Source organism: Trinickia dabaoshanensis (assembly GCF_002879885.1).
Lineage (GTDB): Bacteria > Pseudomonadota > Gammaproteobacteria > Burkholderiales > Burkholderiaceae > Trinickia > Trinickia dabaoshanensis.
Genome location: NZ_PNYA01000023.1, coordinates 74591 through 93490, shown reverse-complemented (window position 1 = coordinate 93490; position 18900 = coordinate 74591). Strand labels below are relative to the sequence as shown.

General features: G+C 62.5%; 20 protein-coding genes. 5 read left to right on the top strand and 15 right to left on the bottom strand.

The annotated features are described in order from the left end of the window. The first annotated feature begins 197 nt into the window (after positions 1-197). The 4 genes from C0Z18_RS22925 to C0Z18_RS22910 all read left to right on the top strand — a co-directional run bounded on the left by C0Z18_RS22925 (position 198) and on the right by C0Z18_RS22910 (position 2321). Complete coding sequence (locus C0Z18_RS22925) at positions 198-374, top strand: CopG family transcriptional regulator (RefSeq protein WP_102647742.1); 177 nt, start codon at positions 198-200, stop codon at positions 372-374. A 4-nt stretch (positions 375-378) separates the two neighbouring features. Beyond that, on the top strand, positions 379-756 hold the full coding sequence (locus tag C0Z18_RS22920) for a VOC family protein (RefSeq protein ID WP_102647741.1): 378 nt from the start codon (positions 379-381) through the stop codon (positions 754-756). Between the two features lie 17 nt (positions 757-773). Then, positions 774-1637, top strand: coding sequence for a class I SAM-dependent methyltransferase (locus C0Z18_RS22915; protein ID WP_102647740.1), 864 nt, complete (start codon positions 774-776; stop codon positions 1635-1637). 156 nt (positions 1638-1793) lie between these two features. Then, a complete protein-coding gene (locus C0Z18_RS22910) occupies positions 1794-2321 on the top strand; it encodes a hypothetical protein (RefSeq protein WP_102647739.1) in 528 nt (175 codons plus the stop codon). Between the two features lie 86 nt (positions 2322-2407). Here C0Z18_RS22910 and C0Z18_RS22905 read toward each other — a convergent pair whose 3' ends face one another. Continuing rightward, entirely contained in the window at positions 2408-3955 is a 1548-nt protein-coding gene (locus tag C0Z18_RS22905) for a methyl-accepting chemotaxis protein (RefSeq protein WP_158244280.1), read from the bottom strand. A 280-nt stretch (positions 3956-4235) separates the two neighbouring features. Between C0Z18_RS22905 and C0Z18_RS22900 the strand changes: the two genes are divergently transcribed. Continuing rightward, positions 4236-4763 carry a hypothetical protein gene (locus C0Z18_RS22900; protein WP_102647737.1) on the top strand — a complete coding sequence of 176 codons (528 nt, stop codon included), beginning with the start codon at positions 4236-4238 and terminating at the stop codon, positions 4761-4763. Between the two features lie 79 nt (positions 4764-4842). Here the strand turns inward: C0Z18_RS22900 and C0Z18_RS22895 are convergent, their stop codons facing one another. From C0Z18_RS22895 to C0Z18_RS22830, 14 genes are all read right to left on the bottom strand, one after another. Then, on the bottom strand, positions 4843-6561 hold the full coding sequence (locus C0Z18_RS22895; protein ID WP_102647736.1) for a dihydroxyacetone kinase family protein: 1719 nt from the start codon (positions 6559-6561) through the stop codon (positions 4843-4845). Positions 6562-6625: 64 nt separating this feature from the next. Continuing rightward, positions 6626-7348, bottom strand: a complete 723-nt coding sequence (locus C0Z18_RS22890; protein WP_102647735.1) for an MIP/aquaporin family protein — start codon at positions 7346-7348, stop codon at positions 6626-6628. A gap of 25 nt (positions 7349-7373) precedes the next feature. Next, the gene (dhaK, locus tag C0Z18_RS22885) at positions 7374-8360 is read right to left on the bottom strand and encodes a dihydroxyacetone kinase subunit DhaK (RefSeq protein WP_102647734.1); all 987 of its coding nucleotides are present in this window, start codon (positions 8358-8360) and stop codon (positions 7374-7376) included. Continuing rightward, complete coding sequence (locus C0Z18_RS22880; RefSeq protein ID WP_102647733.1) at positions 8357-8809, bottom strand: hypothetical protein; 453 nt, start codon at positions 8807-8809, stop codon at positions 8357-8359. Before C0Z18_RS22880 ends, dhaK begins: the two co-directional genes overlap by 4 nt. Before the next feature lie 49 nt (positions 8810-8858). Next, positions 8859-10466, bottom strand: coding sequence for a phosphoenolpyruvate--protein phosphotransferase (gene ptsP, locus C0Z18_RS22875; RefSeq protein ID WP_102647732.1), 1608 nt, complete (start codon positions 10464-10466; stop codon positions 8859-8861). Continuing rightward, positions 10459-10743 carry an HPr family phosphocarrier protein gene (locus C0Z18_RS22870; protein WP_199189525.1) on the bottom strand — a complete coding sequence of 95 codons (285 nt, stop codon included), beginning with the start codon at positions 10741-10743 and terminating at the stop codon, positions 10459-10461. Before C0Z18_RS22870 ends, ptsP begins: the two co-directional genes overlap by 8 nt. Before the next feature lie 52 nt (positions 10744-10795). Further along, positions 10796-11185, bottom strand: a complete 390-nt coding sequence (dhaM, locus tag C0Z18_RS22865; RefSeq protein ID WP_102647730.1) for a dihydroxyacetone kinase phosphoryl donor subunit DhaM — start codon at positions 11183-11185, stop codon at positions 10796-10798. 3 nt (positions 11186-11188) lie between these two features. Beyond that, positions 11189-11791, bottom strand: a complete 603-nt coding sequence (dhaL, locus tag C0Z18_RS22860; protein WP_102647729.1) for a dihydroxyacetone kinase subunit DhaL — start codon at positions 11789-11791, stop codon at positions 11189-11191. Between the two features lie 217 nt (positions 11792-12008). After that, positions 12009-12506: a heme-degrading domain-containing protein gene (locus C0Z18_RS22855; RefSeq protein ID WP_102647728.1), complete on the bottom strand. Its 498-nt coding sequence runs from the start codon at positions 12504-12506 to the stop codon at positions 12009-12011. 46 nt (positions 12507-12552) lie between these two features. After that, positions 12553-13725, bottom strand: coding sequence for a dihydrodipicolinate synthase family protein (locus C0Z18_RS22850; RefSeq protein WP_102647727.1), 1173 nt, complete (start codon positions 13723-13725; stop codon positions 12553-12555). Positions 13726-13735: 10 nt separating this feature from the next. Beyond that, the gene (locus tag C0Z18_RS22845; protein ID WP_102647726.1) at positions 13736-15445 is read right to left on the bottom strand and encodes a GMC family oxidoreductase; all 1710 of its coding nucleotides are present in this window, start codon (positions 15443-15445) and stop codon (positions 13736-13738) included. A gap of 10 nt (positions 15446-15455) precedes the next feature. Beyond that, a complete protein-coding gene (locus C0Z18_RS22840) occupies positions 15456-16241 on the bottom strand; it encodes a 3-ketoacyl-ACP reductase (protein ID WP_102647725.1) in 786 nt (261 codons plus the stop codon). Continuing rightward, positions 16231-17793, bottom strand: coding sequence for an FAD-dependent oxidoreductase (locus C0Z18_RS22835; RefSeq protein ID WP_102647724.1), 1563 nt, complete (start codon positions 17791-17793; stop codon positions 16231-16233). The genes C0Z18_RS22840 and C0Z18_RS22835 overlap by 11 nt, the downstream gene beginning before the upstream one ends. Continuing rightward, positions 17790-18896 carry an ABC transporter ATP-binding protein gene (locus C0Z18_RS22830; protein ID WP_102647723.1) on the bottom strand — a complete coding sequence of 369 codons (1107 nt, stop codon included), beginning with the start codon at positions 18894-18896 and terminating at the stop codon, positions 17790-17792. Before C0Z18_RS22830 ends, C0Z18_RS22835 begins: the two co-directional genes overlap by 4 nt. Positions 18897-18900 lie beyond the last annotated feature (4 nt).

The window sequence follows — 18900 nt, the reverse complement described above, 5'->3', positions numbered from 1 at the left end:
AGTCGGCAGATCGGCGTCGGCGGACCCGGCGAATTCCTGAATTCGGCGGCGAAATTTCGTAGAAACCGCAACCGGATGCTGGGTTCAGCCTCGCTTCCTCGATAAAGGCCGCCCGTCGCAAAGCACTTCCAAACGCGCACACCGTCGCCGCCCAAGCCCGTATTGACACGCTGCTAGGATGCTAGCAAACTAGCTTCATGAGCGAAAACGAAGCAGTCAAACAATTCAACGTCTACCTCCCGATCGGCTTGATACGGGAGGTGAAGCATTACGCGATCGAATCCGAGCAGTCGCTTTCGGCCTTGGTGGCCGATGCGCTATGCGAGTACCTCGCGGCGAGGACATCCAAACGCAGCTCTTCGGAAAAGGAGTGACCCCATGTCCGACACGAAAACCGGCAATAGCGCGGCCGAAGGTATCGAGGCCGTCTTCCTCACCACGCACAACTGGGGGAAATCAGCGAAGTTCTTCCAAGCACTCGGCTTTACATTGGACTTCGAGACCGATCATCAATCGGGGCGGCTGACCAAAGGCGATGGCCCGTATTTATTCGTCGCGGAGGTTCCGGCGAGCGAGCAACCGCAAGCGCAGGTCGTCATCCCCATCCCCGACGAGCGCGAATTCCAGCCCGGCGCGGGCGTCGAAGTGCTGACCCCATTCGAGGACACGCACTGGGGAACGCGAGACATGACGGTACGCGATCCGGATGGGCGCGTGTGGCGATTGCAGGCCCCCGGCAAAGCCGGCGATCGGTAACCGGCAAGGAGCCGTACATGAGCAAAGACAACGCAGATATCGGCCCGGAAAGCACTGCCGCCCGTGTCGCTCTGTGGCGAGCGCTGCATGCGACGATCGACCCGCCCCCGCATGTGCTCGACGATACGATCGGCCTTCAACTGCTCGCCCCTTCGCCGAACTGGCCGCAACGCGGCGACATGGACCCGACGTTCACGCGGCCATTTCGTGCATCGATCGTTGCACGCGCGCGTTTCATCGAGGATCTCGTCATCGACCGTGCCGCGCAAGGGCAGACCCAATACGTGATTCTGGGCGCCGGCCTCGATAGCTTCGCGCAACGACACCCTGGCCTCGCTTCGCAAATGACCGTTTTCGAGGTCGACCAGCCTGCTCCGCAGCAGTGGAAGCGCCGGCGCCTCACCGAGCTCGGCCTCGGTACGCCGGACTGGCTACGCTTCGTAGCAGTGGACTTCGAGGCGGGCGATTCGTGGCGCCATGCCCTCACCGCGGCCGGCTTCGACGCAGGCAAACCCGCCGTGGTCGTATCGACGGGCGTCAGCATGTACCTGACCGACGAAGCGAACCGCGCCGCGCTGCGCGAAGTCGCGGCCCTCGCCCGCGGGTCGGTGCTCGCGATGACCTTCCTGCTTCCTCTTGAACTAGCCGATCCGGACGTTCGATCGGCGCTAGAGATGGCTGCGCGAGGGGCGAGCGCAAGCGGAACGCCGTTCATCAGCTTCTTCACGCCCGCTCAAATGCTCGCGCTCGCAAAGGAAGCCGGGTTTAGCAATGCCCATCATGTTTCCGCCGATGAGCTGACCCAACGATACTTCACGGGGCGAACGGATGGCTTGCGTCCGCCGGGCAACGCCGAAGAACTGTTGATCGCGACTGTCTAGCCGTCCATCGAATGATGGTCACGTCCGCTGTCGATCCGAACCTTGTCTTTGTTGGGGCCAAGTCCGGACGCTCGACGTTGGCGTGTAAATCGCTGACAATCGCGGTCCAGAAAGTCTGTGGCAAGTTCCATAAGCATCAAATAAAGGTTCGGCAGCATGAGAAAAAATAAATTAACGGCGGAGGAACGTCGCACAAGCATCTTTGGGTTGCTACTGTTCATGGCGGCAGGCGGCCTGATACTACTTTGCGCTTCGACGGCAGGTATCTTGCAAAGGCCGGAAACAGCCGACCGTTGTAACACGAACGCGGAAGGCCAAATTATTCCCACCCGCTCGGCGGACGGCGTGCTCCAGAACGTCGGGGATATTTACTATTCCCATCGAGATGGCAGCGACGACGTGTTTATCGCGGCCTGTTTCCCGCATCGGGGAGGACCGGATTGTCACGGGCCGGTGGAATACGTTGAAGGCCACACGAACGAGCCTGTTCACGTGGAGTTCTGCGGGAAGACTGTCACACGGCTGACTATTTCGAAGAACGACCTACGCTTTACGCCGACGACGCAAGAGGAGTTCGATGCAATTAATGCTCAAGGGAAGCGATTCGACTACATTGTTTTGGGCATTGCGGTTCTCTTAATTGCCGGGAGCGTGATCGGATTCCGCAGAATGAGGCGGGCGTAACATACCGTAGCTGCAGCGGGATGCTGCCCGCACTCCAAATGGTATTGCCGCGGGCGATTTCAGAAGCACGGCGCGACGACGCTCGCTTACGCGTGCAACCGGAACACCGAAACCTGTTCCGCAAGCCGGTCTGCCTGCTCACGCAGTGCAACCGCGGCCGAAGCCGATTGTTCGACGAGCGCCGCGTTTTGCTGCGTCGTTTCGTCGATATGCTCCACGGCCTCACGCACGTGGTTCAGATCGCGCTGTTGCGCTTGCGCCGAATCGGCGATCGTTTCGATCAAGGCGTTCACTCGGCGCACGGCATCGACGATATCGATCATCGATGCCCCGGCTTCGTTCACAAGCCGGCCGCCAGCCTCCACGTTGGCCGACGATGATCCGACCAGTTCCCTGATCTCCTTCGCGGCCGCCGCTGCGCGCTGCGCGAGCATGCGCACTTCGCCAGCGACGACGGCGAACCCGCGCCCCTGTTCGCCGGCCCGTGCGGCCTCGACCGCCGCGTTCAGCGCGAGGATATTGGTTTGGAAGGCGATGCCGTCGATCACGGTCGTGATTTCGCCGATCTTGCGCGACGAGTCGGTGATTGCCTCCATGCTGCCCACCACTCGCGACACCATCTCACCGCCGCGCTCGGCAGCGTCCGACGCTTGACGCGAGAGAACACTCGCTTGCTGCGCTGTATCGACCGACTGCGCGACCACCGCGTTGACCTGGCTCATGTACTCGGCCGTCTGCTGCACGCTGAAAGCGACGTTCTCCGTGCGGGAGCTCAAATCCTGATTGCCCGATGCGATCTCGCCGGAAGCGATGTTGACCGACTGCACGCCGTCGCTAACTTCGGCAATCAATTTCCTCAGCCGCTCCGACATTTCCGCCAGAGACCGGATCAGTCGAGCGGTCTCGTCTTCCCCCCGGGTGTCGATCCTCAGTGTCAGGTCGCCTCGTGCGACGGTCTGTGCGATATCGACGGCGCGCTTGAGCGGGACCGTGATCGCGCGCACGACCAGCGTCATCAACGCCGCGGCAACGGCCGCCGCCACGATCACGGCGGCAACGATCCATGCAAGCGAACGGTGTGCGAGACCGCCCGCCTCGGCGCCGGCTCGATCCGCGGCGCGCTCACTCGCCTGCGACAGTTCATCGAGTTCGCCGGTAAGACGCTCGAAACTTTTCGCGCTGTCTTGCATGATGATCTGTCGCGCCGATGCATGCGCCGCGCGGTCGATAGCATCCTCGATTTGCGCGGTGAACGATTGATACGTATGCCACTCGTTGACGACGCGCTCGTAGGTTCGGCGCTCGCGTGGGTCGAGTGGCAGGGTGCCGAAGCGTTGCAACTGCTCAGACATCTGCTCGATATTTCGCTGTAGCTTCGGCAACACTTGTGCGCGCTCGTCGTAGCTCACGAGGATGTAGGCGAATTCCCTGTTGCGAACCGCAGCCGCCAGTTGGGCCATACGCTGGGCCTGCACCGCGGCCGGCAGCCAGCTTCCGCCGATCTGGGCGGTGCTGGAGGCAATCCGGGCGATTTGAGCAGCTCCGAATGCACCGACCAATCCCAGACTGACGAGGGCGACACCCAGTACCCATTGGAGCTTGCGGCCGACCGAAATCCTAGACAAATAGCCCATGGCCATGCTCCCCGAATCTCGCCTTCAATTAGTTAGAAGTCCTATTTAAACTGGACTCATCGAGGAACCCGAGGGCCTACCATGGATTCCGAAGCCTAATATAGAAGCGTTCGGCTCCACCACATGGAACCATTTCATTATTGGTGGAGGGGCCACTTCCACCTGGGCTATCGCCCCGTCTAACTCATATCCGTGACGCCGTAGGGACATCGATCGCAGTGTAGGTTCGCCACGGTAGACTCCAGTACCGAACACCGCCCCTTAGCTTCCGGATGCCGAAATGACATCGCTACGACAGTCGATCGAAACATATATTCATGCGAAAGACGGAAACCGGCCGCATTTGATGCATAGCGCGTTTACGGTCGACGCCGAGCTTGTGATGCAAGTCAAAACCGAAGAGATATCGTTTCCGTCGTCGGTTAAAGGAGTAGGCAACATTTCGGCTGTTCTGGTGAGCCAGTTCGCGCAGCGCTACGAGAACATCTACACGCTTTGCATGGGTACGCCGCCAGACGGGGAAAGCGTATTTCGCTGCAATTGGCTCGTATGCATGACCGAGAAGGCATCAGGTGCGGTGCGCGTGGGTTTTGGCAAATACGAATGGGTCTGTGAGGATGAATCGGGAAAAGTCTCTGAACTCAAGATAACCATCGACGAGATGAAAAACCTGCCTGGCGAACTGAGTCCATTGATTCTCGAATGGGTGCAGACGCTGCCCTACCCGTGGTGCCCACGTGATTTGCCAGCGCGAAGCGCTCCGGATATCCCAGCGGTCCAAAAAATTACCGAGCACCTAGCTGGTTGATTCGATCAGTGAAAGGCCTGGGAAAGCAGGGCGTCGACAAGAACATCTTGCCGGCGCACCCGGTTGCCTCAAAGATCGCCTAGCGCGCCGAGATATACGGCTGCAAAGCCTTCAACCAGCACGCGATGGCGACCGCGCCGCCGTCGGGCGATCCGATTGCGCGTGCACCCAGATAGCTTGCCCGCCCCGCGCGCGGCGTCATGTTTGCCGTCTCGCGGGCCCCTGCTTCCGCCGCACTGACTGCCGCGGCCCAGGCCTTGTACGCGTCGTAGCCCGATTTCAACTCACGCTCGAATGCATCTACGGCAGGTACGAGCGCATCCAGCATCGTGCGGTCGCCGGGCTTCGCGCCGCCGAGTTCGCCGATGGCGTCGGCCGCGCCGCGCATCGCCGCGGCCCAATCCAACGCGGTCGGTGCCGTATGATCCGCGAGGATGCGAGCCGCGCGAATCAATGCGGTCGCATAGAACGGCCCCGAGCTTCCCGCGATGGCTCGGCGCAATGCCAAGCCGAGCGCGGCGAGCGCCTTATCAGGTCCGCCGAGCGCAGTGGCCGGCACCGCGAGTATGGCTTCGGCCGCGCGCCGCATGCTGGCACCGAGATCGCCGTCACCGGCTTTCGAATCGAGTTCGGTGAGGACGGCTTCTTGGTCGAGCAGCGCGTGAGCGACCGCCTGCAATGCCGGCTTGAACCGCGCGGACCAAGGCCCTGCGTTACCCTCGCCCATCTCCGATGAGCCGATCGCCGCGCTCGCGCCCGCAGCGGCGGGCTCGATGCGAACCCGGTGATTGACCGCTCCACCGCCCGGCCATGCACGCGCCTCGGTATCGGCATCGAGCAACCCCAGCATCTCATCGTCGAGACGCAGCACCGATATCGAACACCCAGGCATATCGAGTGCCGACAAGAACGTCCCGGCCCACGCGCGCTCGACGTTGATCTGTCTTTGACTTAGGCTCGCAAACGCATCGCGCAGCACCACCGCCAATTCCATTTCCGGTGTCGCGCCCAACCCATTGACCAGCAGTGCAACCCGGTCCCCGTTTCTCAATCCCAGATCTTCGATGATGTTGCCGAGCAGCGTGTCCGTCAGCTCTTTCGCTTTCATCGGGGCGGTGCGTTCGACGCCCTTCTCGCCATGGATGCCGAGCCCGAGCTCGATCTCGTCGTCCGCGAGGTGGAAGCCGGCCTTTTCCGCGCCCGGCAAGGTGCAGCCGTCGAACGCAACGCCCATCGTCCCGAGGTTCTCCGCCGTCTTGCGCGCAATGGCCGCCACTTCGTTCAACCCGAGCCCCTTCGCCGCGGCGGCGCCGGCGATCTTATGCACGAGTACCGTCCCAGCAATGCCGCGGCGCTGATGGCGCTCTACACGTCCGCGTAACGATACGTCGTCCGCGACGGTCACGATTTCCACGGGTACGCCCTCCGATCGGGCCAACTCCGCAGCCAGACCGAAATTCAAACGGTCGCCCGTGTAATTCTTCACGATCAGCAAAGCGCCGTTTTCTCCAGCCGTGGCGTGAATCGCGGCGAGCACGGCATCGGTGGACGGCGAGGTAAACACCTCGCCGCATACGGCCGCGCTGAGCATACCGCTGCCGACATAGCCGCCGTGTGCCGGCTCATGGCCGCTGCCGCCGCCGGAAATCAGCGCAACGGGACGTTTCGAGGTTTCAGCGAGCGCCCGGCGAACGAGAACATTCTCGTCGCCGAGAATCGCGACGTGCGGCGCTTGCCGTGCGATGCCTTCGAGCATTTCTCGAACGACAGCGGATGGTTCGTTGATGAGTTTCTTCATTGGCAGTCCCTCGGTAAAGTCGGCGTAGCGGCGGGCAAAGCCCGTCGCTAATCACGCGGTGCGATCACATCATCCCGGCCAGCCTGGCGATGCCGATCGCGCTTATGCCACCCAGAATCGGGCCCACGACGGGCACCCAGGCGTACGACCAGTCGGACGATCCCTTGCCCGGAATCGGCAAGATCGAATGGGCAATTCGCGCGCCGAAATCCCGTGCGGGGTTGATCGCAAAACCCGTGGGACCGCCCAGCGAGAGGCCGATGCCATAGACGATCAGCGCCACGGTAAGCGGGCCGAGCACGCCCGTCGTCCCGACCGACTTATTGAAAATCGCGACGACCAAAAAGACCAAGACGAACGTGCCGATAAACTCCGTGAGAACGTTGGCAAACGGCGCGCGAATAGCGGGGCCCGTCGAGAAGCAAGCCAGCTTGATCCCGGCATCTTCCGTGCTCTTCCAGTGCGCGAGATACGCCAGCCAAACCAGCACGGACCCCAAAATGGCGCCGACGAGCTGGCCGGACAAATACGGCAATAGCTCCTCTTTCGGAAAATGTCCCAGCGCGAAGAATGCTAGGGTCACCGCCGGATTGAGGTGGCCCCGGCTCCCCAGCGCCACTGCGGTCACCACGCCTGCCAGCACCGCGAAAGCCCAGCCGGTAGCGATCACGATCCAACCCGAGTTTTGCCCCTTCGATTTGGTCAGCAATACGTTCGACACCACGCCGTTGCCCATCAGCACGAGCAGTGCCGTTCCAACCAACTCGCCAACGAATCCGTTTTCCATGTCTTCCTCCGTCTTCCTGTTTGGATCAACCCCAGTTCAGCGCAGCGGTACGGACCGGCGCATCCCAGAGCTTCATCAATTCATTGTCGAGTTCGGTCACCGTGATCGAACAGCCCGCCATCTCCAGCGAAGTCACGTAGTTGCCGGTCAAGAAGCGCGTCACCGAAATGCCGTGGCTGCTTAGAATTCGCTTCGCCGAATTCACCATCAAGTACAGTTCGATCAACGGCGTGCCGCCAAAGCCATTGACGAACAACAAGCAATCGCTGCCCCTGCCCGGCTTCAGATCCTCGATGATCGACTCGACCAATTCCGCCGCGATCGCGTCAGCGCTTTGCAGCTTGACCCGCCGGCGGCCGGGCTCGCCGTGAATGCCCACGCCCATCTCCATTTCATCGTCGGCGAGCTTGAATGTCGGCGTGCCTGCGGCTGGCACCGTGCATGAACTCAGTGCTACGCCCATCGAGCGCGTGCGGCTATTGACGGTTTGCGCGAGCGCATGAAGCGCCTCGAGCGTCCGCCCTTCTTCCGCGGCGGCACCGACGATCTTCTCGACGACCAACGTGCCGGCCACACCGCGACGCCCTGTCGAGTAGGTCGATTTTTCGACGGCGACATCGTCGTCCACCACCACGGTCATGACGTGCCCGTCCGCCAGCTCGGCGGCCATCTCGAAGTTCATCACATCGCCCTCGTAGTTCTTGACGATGACGAGACTCCCCGCGCCGGAATCGACCTCCTTGATTGCGCCCGCGATCTGATCGGGCGTGGGAGACGTGAAGATCTGGCCCGGGCAGGCGGCATCGAGCATCCCCGCGCCCACGAACCCCGCGTGCAGCGGCTCATGCCCCGCGCCGCCGCCCGATACGAGCGCGACCTTGCCCGGCTTCAACGTTTTGCGCCTGACGAACTTGTGCTCCGCCCCCAACGTAATCAGGTTTGCGTGAGCCGCGGCGAAACCATCGAGCGACTCATCAAGCACTTTCTCCGGCGCATTAATCAATTTCTTCATTGCGTCTCCTCCGTGTCATCTGGCGATGAAGCAAACGTGCTCGCCATTTGTGTCAGTGTTCGAGCAAAATCGGCAATCAGGTGATCGAGCTTCAGGTTCAACTCGGCATCGTCGAGGTCCGGCAACGTCACGCTGACCATACGTGTGCGATGCTGCGAACCGGTCGGCAACTGGCGGCGCGGATGCGCCTGCCGATAAAGCTCGAGAAAAGCACTGCGCTCGGCGGCGGAAAAATGGCACACCGAGAAAATCGTATTCAGGTGATCGACGGGAATCGGCGTCGTATACGCAGGATTGGTAATCTGCGAAACGAACGAACGATGCTTTCCCAGCGCCTGAGCCAAGTGTTGGCGGGTGCCCGAAGGACGGTTGTCCAAAACGCCGGTTAGGACGCGCTTATATTCGGCTACCAGATCTTGCCGCGCGGGAGACTTCTCTTCTTGGTTCATGGCGAATGCTTGATGGCGTATTCAATGAAAGCGATGGGCGCGGAGGATTTCATGCGTTCAAGTCGATCGTTGCAATGGCCGCCTTGACGCGTCCGAGGCTCGCCACTCCCACCGAAATCGATCGCAAGCCGCAGGCGAGCAAGTGCGGCAGCACACGCGGATCGGCCGCAGCGTCTCCACATAAACTCGTGCTAATGCCGGCGCGTTCGCCGTAGCGGACGACGTTCTCGATCAGGCGCAGCACAGCGGGATTCAACGGATCGGCCAACGCGCCGACCGCGTCGTTATCCCGGCCCGCCGCCGTCACATATTGCGTCAGGTCGTTCGAGCCGATGGAGAAGAAATCCGATGCGAAGAGTTCGGGTGCGATCGCCGCGGCAGGCACCTCGATCATCATGCCCAACGCGGGCACCTCGGCCGCTGTCCCGGCCTGCCGCAGCGCTTGCACCTCTTCGCGAAACATCGACCGGACCGCGTCCAACTCGCCGGGCACCGTCACCATCGGGACCATGACCTTCAAAGGTCCATGCACGGCTGCGCGAGCGAGCGCGCGAAGCTGCACGCGAAACGGTTCGGGACGCAGGAGCGATAAACGCACGCCCCGCACACCGAGAAACGGATTGCTCTCGCCGTCGATGGTGAGGCCCGCGATCGGCTTGTCTCCGCCCGCATCGACAGTGCGCACGATCACCGGGCGCCCGGCGGCCCAATTCAGCAGGCGCCGATACACGTCGTACTGAACGTCTTCGGTCGGCTGTGCGGACGCATCGGCGAACAGCAATTCCGTGCGCACGAGGCCGATGCCGTCGCACATCGCCGGATCGAGCCGATCGAGTTCGTCGAGACCGGCAACGTTGATCGAGACGGCAATCGGAACGCCATCTTTCGTGACGGCGGGGCAACGCGCGGCGCTTTCGTTGACGACGCGCTCTGCTGCATCGCTTTGCATTCGCCGATCAAATCGCCGCCGCTCATCCTCGGTTGGTGCCACGATTACCTTCCCCTGCACGGCATCGACGAGAATCTCGTTCGCGTCGGCGGGGATGCTGCCCTGCAGCCCGACGATCATCGGCACGCCCCGGGCACGCGCCAACATGGCAACGTGACTCGTGGCGCTCCCCTGCGTCAACACGATCGCGCTGCCGCGCGTCCAATCGATCGATAGAAATCGCGACGGCGACAAATCCGTGCCGACGATGACCGCCCCGCTCGGCAGCCCATCTTGAGCGTCGAGCCCGAACAGACAAGCGAGGACTCGATCGCGCAAATCTTTTAGATCGGAAGCGCGCGCCCGAAAATAATCGTTGGGCGAACGTTCGTAAGTCTCGATCTCGTCGTCGAGCGCGCCGCGCCATGCTTCGTCCGCGGCGGCGCCCTGCCGAATCGCCGCGAAGATCGGCTCGCACAGTTCTTCGTCTTCGGCCAATGCAATTTGAAATCCAATGATCTCGGCGCTATGCGCATCGACGCGGGCAATTAGTGCCTGGAGTTGAAGCGTCGCTGCCTCAATAGCCGCGCGCAAGTCGGCCAGTTCCAATTCCGAATCCAAGCGAGCGGTACGCCTTCGCGCTACCGTATCGTTCGCCGCGAGCCGCATCTGGGGGCCGGCAGCCAATCCTAGGGATGCCGGGCGGCCTTCGAAAATCAAGCTAGCCATGACAATCTCCGTTGGTGCCGCACAGATTGCCTTCATCGAAGTTTCGCTCGACCAGCGCCACCATCGCCGCCACCGCCTCGCTCGCACCCTCGCCCGTTGCGCGGAAGTAAAGCGACATCCCTGCTTCGGCCTGGAAGCTCATCACCTTCACCGGACTCTTTGCGTTGATCCAAGGACCATCGGGCGAAATAGCCAACTCGACATGCCCATGAAACGATTTGGCAAGCTGCGTTAGCTTGACGCTTGGCCGGGCATGCAATCCCGTTTCGTTGATCAAGCGAGCGCTTCCGATGGCAACCGCATGCGACATGTACCCTTCTCCTCTTGTTTCACTGCCGATGCATTTCTTCGGCCATGCTCTTGACCTGCTCGACCGGGGCGCCGCCGGACGCTTCCGCCGCGGCGATGATCGAGCCTTCGACGAGCGGCGCATCGCACAGCAGCACCTTGTCTCGCCGATCCACGTCGAGCATTTCAATCGCCATTTCGCTATTCGTTTCGGCGCCGCCGAGATCGACCAGCACCACGACGCCCGAGTCGGACCACGCCCGATCGATCGCGCTCATGATCGCGCCGACGTCCGTCCCGAGCCCGCCGTCGACGTTCCCGCCCGTATACGCCACCGACACACTGTCACCCACCATTTGACGCACCATATCCGCGACCCCTTCGGCGATCTTCGCCGAGTGCGACACGATGACTATTCCTACGTTCGGCACAATTCAATCTCCAAGAAAATCGCATAAGGCGGAAATGACCAGCGCGGACGAACGCGCGCCGGGGTCCATATGACCGATCGATCGCTCGCCGAGAAACGACGCGCGTCCGCGCACGGCCAGCATCGGAATCGTGGCAGCCGCGGCGGCCTGCGCTGTGCGATTCACACGCTGGAGCACGTCTTGCGCGCCGGCGGATAGTTCTTCCTGAACCGGTACGAGCACGTCGATTAGAGTCTTTTGTCCCGCGCTGGATTTGCCGCGACGTTCCACCGCCGCAATCGCGGCATTGAATGCCTGGCTAACATCGGCAACGGTCGGCTCGACCGGCAGCTCTTTCCCGAACGTCATGAAGAACGTGCCGTAGAGCGGCCCCGATGCGCCGCCGACCGTCATCACGAGCGTTTTGCCGACTTCCGTCAGCGCTTGCGGCAGCGGTTGTTGCGAGATGCTGTCGGCCAATTCCGACACGCGCTCGAAACCGCGTTTCATGTTGAGCCCGTGATCGCCGTCGCCAATCGCCTGATCGAGCGTGGTTAGCTCCTCCGCATGCGCGATCACGGTCTGCGCGACTGCCTGCAGCAACGCCTTGAGTGTCTGTTGTTCCACTGCTCGTCTCCGTTATTGATGCACGCCACGCGATTTGCTAAACCGTGGTCCGGCACGGGGCCTCGGTCGGCTGCGCTTGGCTTGGGCATCTGTTTAGTGACGAACTGAATTCACTAAACTTTGACTGAAGTCTAGCAGGAGAGTTTAGTGATGTTAGTAGGGGAAACCCGCCGTATGGTCGGCGGGTATTGAGCCGCGCGGTGGGGGGGCGCTCAATTTACTGAACAAAAGTTGAGTTCAGCGATAGATCCAGATGCCAGCGCAGCGTCTCGATCACGAGTTCGTGATCTTTGAAGTCTTCGAGGCCCGAGACCGACATCACGCCCACGATGCCGGCATTGGCGACCCGCAAGGGCACGCCCCCGCCATAGACGGTGTAATGCTCTTCGGAAAGCCCGGAGTCGGCCAACGTGCGACCGTCTCGCCTCAATTGTGCCCCCACCTCGAGCGAACTCTTACCGAAATGCAAGACGGTGTTTTCCTTGCGCCGTATCCACTTGTCGTTGTCCGCGCAACTGCCTTCCAACGCACAGTAAAACAGCGTGCGGTGCACACTCTTGACGCTGACGACGATCGGCAACGTACGGCGTGCCGCGATATTGACGGCAATTTCGCCCAGCTTGCGCGCAACGTCTTCGCCAAAGGTCGGCAACGTCGTGCGCGATGCTTGTTCGTCGAACGTCTCTACCCTAGGGGCGGCGATTGCCTTGACCATGATCCACTCCCGTGTTCGATTGCTTCTGATCCACCCACGGCCACGCCTAGGCCTCGATGCCCGCGTGAACGGAGAGATACGCTTTCATCCGACGCACCGCCTGCTCGGGATCGACCAGCACGCCGCACGCATCGGCTTCGCGGAACAGACGCGCGAGATGCTGGACCGACCGCGCCGACTGCATGCCGGCCGCCATCGAAAAGTGTTCTTGATGGCCGTTGAGCCATGCGAGAAAGACGACACCCGCTTTGTAGTATTGGGTCGGCGCGCGGAAAAGCTCGCGTGAGAGCGTCTGCGTCGGCATGATCAGATCGCGATAACCGCCCACATCGCCGCGCCCCAGTGCTTTCAGTGCCCGCGCCGCTATCGGGGCGATCGGGTCGAAGATGCCGAGCAGCGCGTGCGAGACACCTGTGCTGTCACCGGCGATGAGATCGCCGTAGTTGAAGTCGTCGCCCGTATACATGCGCACGCCCTCGGGCAGTCGAGCCCGCAACTCGCGTTCGTACTGCGCATCGAGCAGCGAAATCTTGATCCCCTCGATGTTTGCTCGATGCAGCCGCACGATCTCGAGCACGGTGTTCATCGCCTCTCGTACGTCGCGGCTGCCCCAATACCCGGCCAACGAAGCATCGAAAGCCTCGCCGAGCCAATGCAACACCACTTTGCGGTTGCTTTGAGCGAGCACCGCGTCGTAGACGTTCACGTAATCCTCCGGCGATCGCGCGGCCGCGCACAACGCTCGGCTGGCCATCATGATCGGGCGGCCGCCGGCATGATCGATGACTTCGAACTGCGCGCGATAGGCGGCAATCACGTCGGACAAGCTATGACGCGCTCGATCGTCGAGTTGATCGGTGCCCGCGCCGCAGGCGAGGTCCGCGCCGTCGATCGTGCGCGCATGCGCGACGCTGCGCCGAATCAATTCGGCCGCCGCGGGCCAGCCCAGACCCATGCCTCGCTGCGCGGTGTCCATCGCTTCGGCGACTTTGAACCCGAGGCCATATAGGTTGGTGCGAAACGCCAAGGTGCGGTCCCAGTCGATCGCCGGCGCATTCGAGCAAGGCTCGTATTCGGCGCGAGGGTCGATCACGACATGAGCGGCCGCATAGGCCACGCGGCCGAATGCGCTGCTATCGGCCGGTGCCGCGTGGGACTCCGCATGCTTCATGGTGTGGCGATACAACTCGGCGTTCCCGGCCGGCAATAAGATCTGCATGTTTTCTCTCTCAAGAAGCGATTAGTGCCTTAGTCGCGTGCTGCCCTGCCCCCGACGCTGAACGTCCGGCACCTGCCGGTTGCACGAAGGCGGGCTCGACACTCGCGCTTTTCCCGAGAATCAGGTCGGCCGCTTTCTCGGCCACCATGATCGTCGGCGCATTCGTGTTGCACGATGGGATGAACGGCATGACCGACGCGTCGACGACACGCAACCCTTCGATGCCGATGACCCGCAGGTCAGGGGCAACGACGCTTTCGCGGGAGTTCGGATGCCCGATCCGGCACGTGCCCACCGGGTGGTGATCGGTCTTGGCGTTCGCGCACGCATAGTCGAACAAGTCGTCGTCCGATTGCACCGAGGCACCGGGAAGCACTTCGGATTGGACGAAGCGCGCGAGCGCGCTTTGCGCGATGAGTTCACGCGCCAGCCGCAATCCCTTGATCGATTTCGCCCGGTCGCAAGGTTCGGCCCAGTAGTTCGGATCGATCAGCGGGGCGCTCGCCGGGTCCGCATTCGCTAGACGCACGGTGCCGCGCGAGCGTGGACGCAAGTACGCCGTATTCAGCGTCACACCGGCGTGCTGGAGCTTCGCCATCCCTGCCTCGATGCCGGAACCGAGGCCCAAATGCAATTGGATGTCGGGCGAGCGTGCCGTCGTGTCCACGCCGTCCGCGTACCAGAAGCCGCCCGTTTCGAACAGGCTGGATGCCACGGGCCCCTTCTTTTGCACGAGATATTGAAGCCCGGCGAGGGCCGCATGATGCAGCTTGTTGTACTTGTCGTAGGTGTGCTCTCCGGTGCACTCGGCGATGACGAACAAGTCGAGGTGATCCTGCAAGTTCTCACCGACGCCAGGGAGGTCGTGCAACGGGCGCACCCCCACCGCCTCAAGGTGAGCCGCGGGGCCGATACCCGAGTGCAACAAGAGCTTCGGGCTTCCGATCGCGCCGGACGAAACGATGACCTCCCGCCGGGCGCGCACGATCTTCGGCACGCGCTCGCCGCACGTTGCGAGCTCCACGCCGATCGCGCGATGGCCTTCCATGACGACGCGCAACGTTTGCGTGCGCAACCAGACCGAGAGGTTCGGCCGGCCGAGAACCGGATCGAGAAAGCCGCTCGATGCCGAGGAGCGACGCGCGTTGCGCTGAGTCAGTTGGTAATAGCCGAGCCCCTCTTGCGCGGCTCCGTTGAAATCGCCATTGAACGGAATCCCCATGTCCTGCCCGGCGCGAAAAAATGCTTCGCAAATCGGCAAAGGACTGATCGGATTGGATACGCCGAGTGGCCCGCCGTAGGCGTGGAACGCATTCGCGAAACGCTCGTTGTCTTCGGAGCGCTTGAAATACGGCAGTACGTCGCGGTATCGCCATCCGCTCGCGCCGCCGAGCGACTCCCATTCGTCGTAGTCGGCCGGCACGCCGCGCGTATAGATCTGCGCATTGATCGACGAACCTCCGCCGATCACCTTCGCTTGCGTGAATCGCAGCACGCGGTTCTTGAGGTGCTTTTGCGGCACGGTGTGCCAACCCCAAGAGCCGATGCCCTTCGTCATCTTAGCGAAGCCCGCCGGCATATGAAATAGCGGATGGCTGTCGCGCCCGCCCGCTTCGACGAGCAAGACGGTCACCGACGGATCGGCGCTCAGACGGTTGGCCAGCACACAGCCCGCCGAACCGCCGCCGATGACGATGTAATCGTAGGTCGAGTTCTTCATGCTTCGCCCCTCACAAGGCGGAAATGGACAAGCCGCCATCCACGTTCAATACGCTGCCCGTCGCGAACCGCAGCGAGCCGTCGGCCAATACGCCGACAGCGGCCGCGACGTCGCTCGCTTCGCCCCATCGGCGCATCGGCACGAGTCCCTGTTCGAAGCGAGCCTCATAACGCTGGGCGACAGCGGCGGTCATCGGCGTGCGAATGATGCCGGGCCGCACCTCGAACACACCAATGCCGGAGGCGGCCAATCGCAACGCGAACAGCCGGGTCAACATCGGTAACGCGGACTTCGAGAGGCAGTACTCGGCGCGCTCGGGAGACGCCATGCGCGCCGATACCGAGGAGACCGAAATAATCGACCTGGCGGGGCCGCCTTCGCGTGCCGTCGCGAGCATGTGTCGCGCGACCGCTTGGGTCATGAAAAACGTCCCACGCAAATTGACGCCGAGGACAGCATCGAACGCTTCAGGCGTGAGATCGAGCAGGTCGCCGCGTACGGGCGATCCAATTCCGGCATTGTTGACGAAGCAATCCACCGCACCCGCCCAAGCGATGATCTGGTCCAACGCTCGCCCGTGTGAGGCCACATCCTCGAGCCGCGACTCGACGAACAGCGCGCGGCGCCCGCACGCCTCGATCTGCTCGACCGTCGCCTGCGCTTCGCTGTCCCCGGCGGCGTCGGTGAATGCCACGTCGTAGCCGCGCGTGGCAAGCTCGAGCGCGATCGCTCGGCCGATTCCTCGGCGGCCGCCCGTCACCAACGCGGTGGCCGCATGCGCATCGTTACGAAACATGACGGTCTCCCTGCGACGACGGCGGCACACCTACGGAAGCGGGCGACGCGCCGATCGCCGCGCGAAGATGCTCGCCCACACGCAACGCCTGCGCGGCAATCGTCAACGCCGGGTTGAGCGCGGCCGACGAAGGAAAGAAGCTCGCATCGACCACGTAAAGGTTCTCGTGGTCGTAGGCTTTGCATTGCTCGTCCAGCGGCGCCATTGACGGATCGGCGCCGAAGCGCACGGTGCCGCATTGATGAGAAGGTGTGTCGTCGCCGAACCGGCGGCTCATCACCAACGGAAAGCCCGCATCTTTGAGCATGCGCTTCGCCTGGCGTACCAACCGTTCATGCGGCTTGAGATTCGTTCGGCGCCAAGCGAGTCGAATCTGTCCGTCCGCGGCAAGCTCGACACGGCTTTGCGGACGCGGCAGGTCTTCCGACATCGCATACAAGTCCACACTGTGGTCCGCGAGATAGCGCAGCGCGACGCCCGGCATGTACGGCATGACGCCGCGTAGCATGGGCTCGCGAATCTTGCCGAGCATCTGCAAATTGCCGAGCGGCCAACGATCGTGCGTGCCGCCGAAGTAAAAATCGTTGACGGACAGCGTCTTCGGAAATCGCGTGTCATTGACGGTGCGCGGATCGACCGCCAGGATCGCGGTGCAGTTATGGTTCATGTAGTACCGGCCCACCGCATCGGAGGAGTTCGCGAGGCCGCGCGGCCACTTCTCGTTCTTGGAGGCGAGCAGCAACGCCGCGCTGTTCACGGCACCCGCCGACAAAACGAACAACCCACCGCCGATCGTTTGCGTCCCTTCGCGTGTTTCGACGATCGCAGCTTCGATCCGGCGCCCCGACGCGTCCGTCACCAACCGCGTCACGCGCGCGCCGGTCATGAGCCTGACCGCACCCTTTTGCAGCGCGGGACGTAGCAGCCGCGTCTCGGCATCGCCCTTCGCATCGATGCGGCAGGGGAATGCGTCGCAAGTCGCGCAACGCACGCAGCGTCCGCCGTCGCCGAAATCGATCGCCGACGGCATATGGAACGGATGCAGGCCCTGCGCTTGCAGCAAACGGCGTAACCGCGCTACGACCGGCTCATCGGGTATGGCAGCGTGCGGATAGTCGTGCGAACGCGATGGCTCCGTCGGATCTTCGCCCGCCGCGCCGCGCACGCCGAAAAGCCGCTCCGCCAGGTCGTAGTACGGCTCGAGGTCGCGGTATTTGATGGGCCACGCCGGGGAAACGCCATCTTCGTGCTCGAGCTCGTCGAAATCGGCCTCTCGGAACCGAAACATCGCGGTACCGAAAAATTTCGTGTGCCCGCCCACGAAGTAGTACTGGCCGGGCCGATAGCGATGGCCATCGCCGTCCGTCCACGTCTCCTTCGCGCGGTACCTCAACTGCCCGAACACGGCCTCGGCATCCCAGTTCTCCAACTCGCGAGGCAAGGCCTCGCCGCGCTCGATCACGAGCACGTCCAGGCCCGTCCCGGCAAGCTGCCACGCCACCGCGCTGCCGCCGACGCCCGAGCCGATGATGACGACGTCCGCCCGTTTCACGAGATCCTCTCTTCCGTCTGCGCGTCGAACAAGACGAGCTTGGTGAGATCGACGCGCAAGCTGCAGCGCTCGCCGGCCGTATGCGGCATATCCGCGCCCAGACGGGCCGCCACCTCGATGCCGCCCATTTCCAGCATGGCGTACGTGTCGGGCCCCGTCGGCTCCATCACGAGCACCTTGACGTCGATCTCGCGCACCGCGTCCGGCGCGCGCGCGCTTTCGACGCCGATCGCTTCCGGCCGCAAGCCGGCGATCACGCGCTGGCCGACATAGCGTTCGACCGCGCGCGGCTGAGCGGGCAGCGCGATCTCGAGCGCGCCTCCCGCGTCGCCGATCCGCAATGCCAGCGCCCCTTCGGCTGCCACGAGCGTGGCCGGTAGCAGATTCATGGACGGCGAGCCCATGAAGGTCGCGACGAACGTGTTGGCTGGCGCGTTGTAAATCTCCGCCGGCGTGCCGAACTGCTGAATGACCCCGCCTTTCATCACTGCGATGCGCGTCGCCAGCGTCATCGCCTCGATCTGATCGTGAGTCACGTAGACGATCGTTGCGCCGAGCCGTTGATGCAGCTTCTTGATCTCGGTGCGCATATCCACGCGCAGTTTGGCGTCCAGGTTCGAAAGCGGCTCGTCGAATAGAAACACTTTAGGATTGCGAACGAGCGCACGTCCCATCGCTACGCGCTGACGCTGTCCGCCTGAAAGCTGTCCGGGCCGCCGATTCAGCAAGTGCTCGATTTGCAGCAGACGGGCAGCGTTCGCCACGGCTTGTTTGCGCTCCGTTTTGGGCACCTTGCGCATCTCGAGACCGAAACTGATGTTCTCGCCCACGGTCATGTTGGGATAGAGCGCATAGCTTTGAAACACCATCGCGATATCGCGCTCGCTCGGATGAAGATCGTTGACGCGATCGTTGTCGATGCGGATTTCGCCGTCGGAGATCGTATCGAGGCCGGCGATCAGCGACAGCAACGTCGACTTTCCGCACCCCGACGGGCCCACCAGCACGAGGAAATCGCCGTCCCCGACATCGATATTGATGTTCCTCAGGATTTCGGTCGCGCCGAATGCCTTGCGGACATTGGAAATATGCAGCGAAGCCATGTGC

Bases quoted from the DNA above. Each gene is read 5' to 3' on its own strand.
- C0Z18_RS22880 (WP_102647733.1), bottom strand. From the start codon at position 8,809: ATGAACCAAGAAGAGAAGTCTCCCGCGCGGCAAGATCTGGTAGCCGAA.
- C0Z18_RS22915 (WP_102647740.1), top strand. From the start codon at position 774: ATGAGCAAAGACAACGCAGATATCGGCCCGGAAAGCACTGCCGCCCGT.
- C0Z18_RS22850 (WP_102647727.1), bottom strand. From the start codon at position 13,725: ATGCAGATCTTATTGCCGGCCGGGAACGCCGAGTTGTATCGCCACACC.
- C0Z18_RS22910 (WP_102647739.1), top strand. From the start codon at position 1,794: ATGAGAAAAAATAAATTAACGGCGGAGGAACGTCGCACAAGCATCTTT.
- ptsP (WP_102647732.1), bottom strand. From the start codon at position 10,466: ATGGCTAGCTTGATTTTCGAAGGCCGCCCGGCATCCCTAGGATTGGCT.
- C0Z18_RS22925 (WP_102647742.1), top strand. From the start codon at position 198: ATGAGCGAAAACGAAGCAGTCAAACAATTCAACGTCTACCTCCCGATC.
- dhaK (WP_102647734.1), bottom strand. From the start codon at position 8,360: ATGAAGAAATTGATTAATGCGCCGGAGAAAGTGCTTGATGAGTCGCTC.
- C0Z18_RS22895 (WP_102647736.1), bottom strand. From the start codon at position 6,561: ATGAAGAAACTCATCAACGAACCATCCGCTGTCGTTCGAGAAATGCTC.
- C0Z18_RS22905 (WP_158244280.1), bottom strand. From the start codon at position 3,955: ATGGGCTATTTGTCTAGGATTTCGGTCGGCCGCAAGCTCCAATGGGTA.
- C0Z18_RS22920 (WP_102647741.1), top strand. From the start codon at position 379: ATGTCCGACACGAAAACCGGCAATAGCGCGGCCGAAGGTATCGAGGCC.
- C0Z18_RS22830 (WP_102647723.1), bottom strand. From the start codon at position 18,896: ATGGCTTCGCTGCATATTTCCAATGTCCGCAAGGCATTCGGCGCGACC.
- C0Z18_RS22900 (WP_102647737.1), top strand. From the start codon at position 4,236: ATGACATCGCTACGACAGTCGATCGAAACATATATTCATGCGAAAGAC.
- C0Z18_RS22890 (WP_102647735.1), bottom strand. From the start codon at position 7,348: ATGGAAAACGGATTCGTTGGCGAGTTGGTTGGAACGGCACTGCTCGTG.
- C0Z18_RS22845 (WP_102647726.1), bottom strand. From the start codon at position 15,445: ATGAAGAACTCGACCTACGATTACATCGTCATCGGCGGCGGTTCGGCG.
- C0Z18_RS22855 (WP_102647728.1), bottom strand. From the start codon at position 12,506: ATGGTCAAGGCAATCGCCGCCCCTAGGGTAGAGACGTTCGACGAACAA.
- C0Z18_RS22840 (WP_102647725.1), bottom strand. From the start codon at position 16,241: ATGTTTCGTAACGATGCGCATGCGGCCACCGCGTTGGTGACGGGCGGC.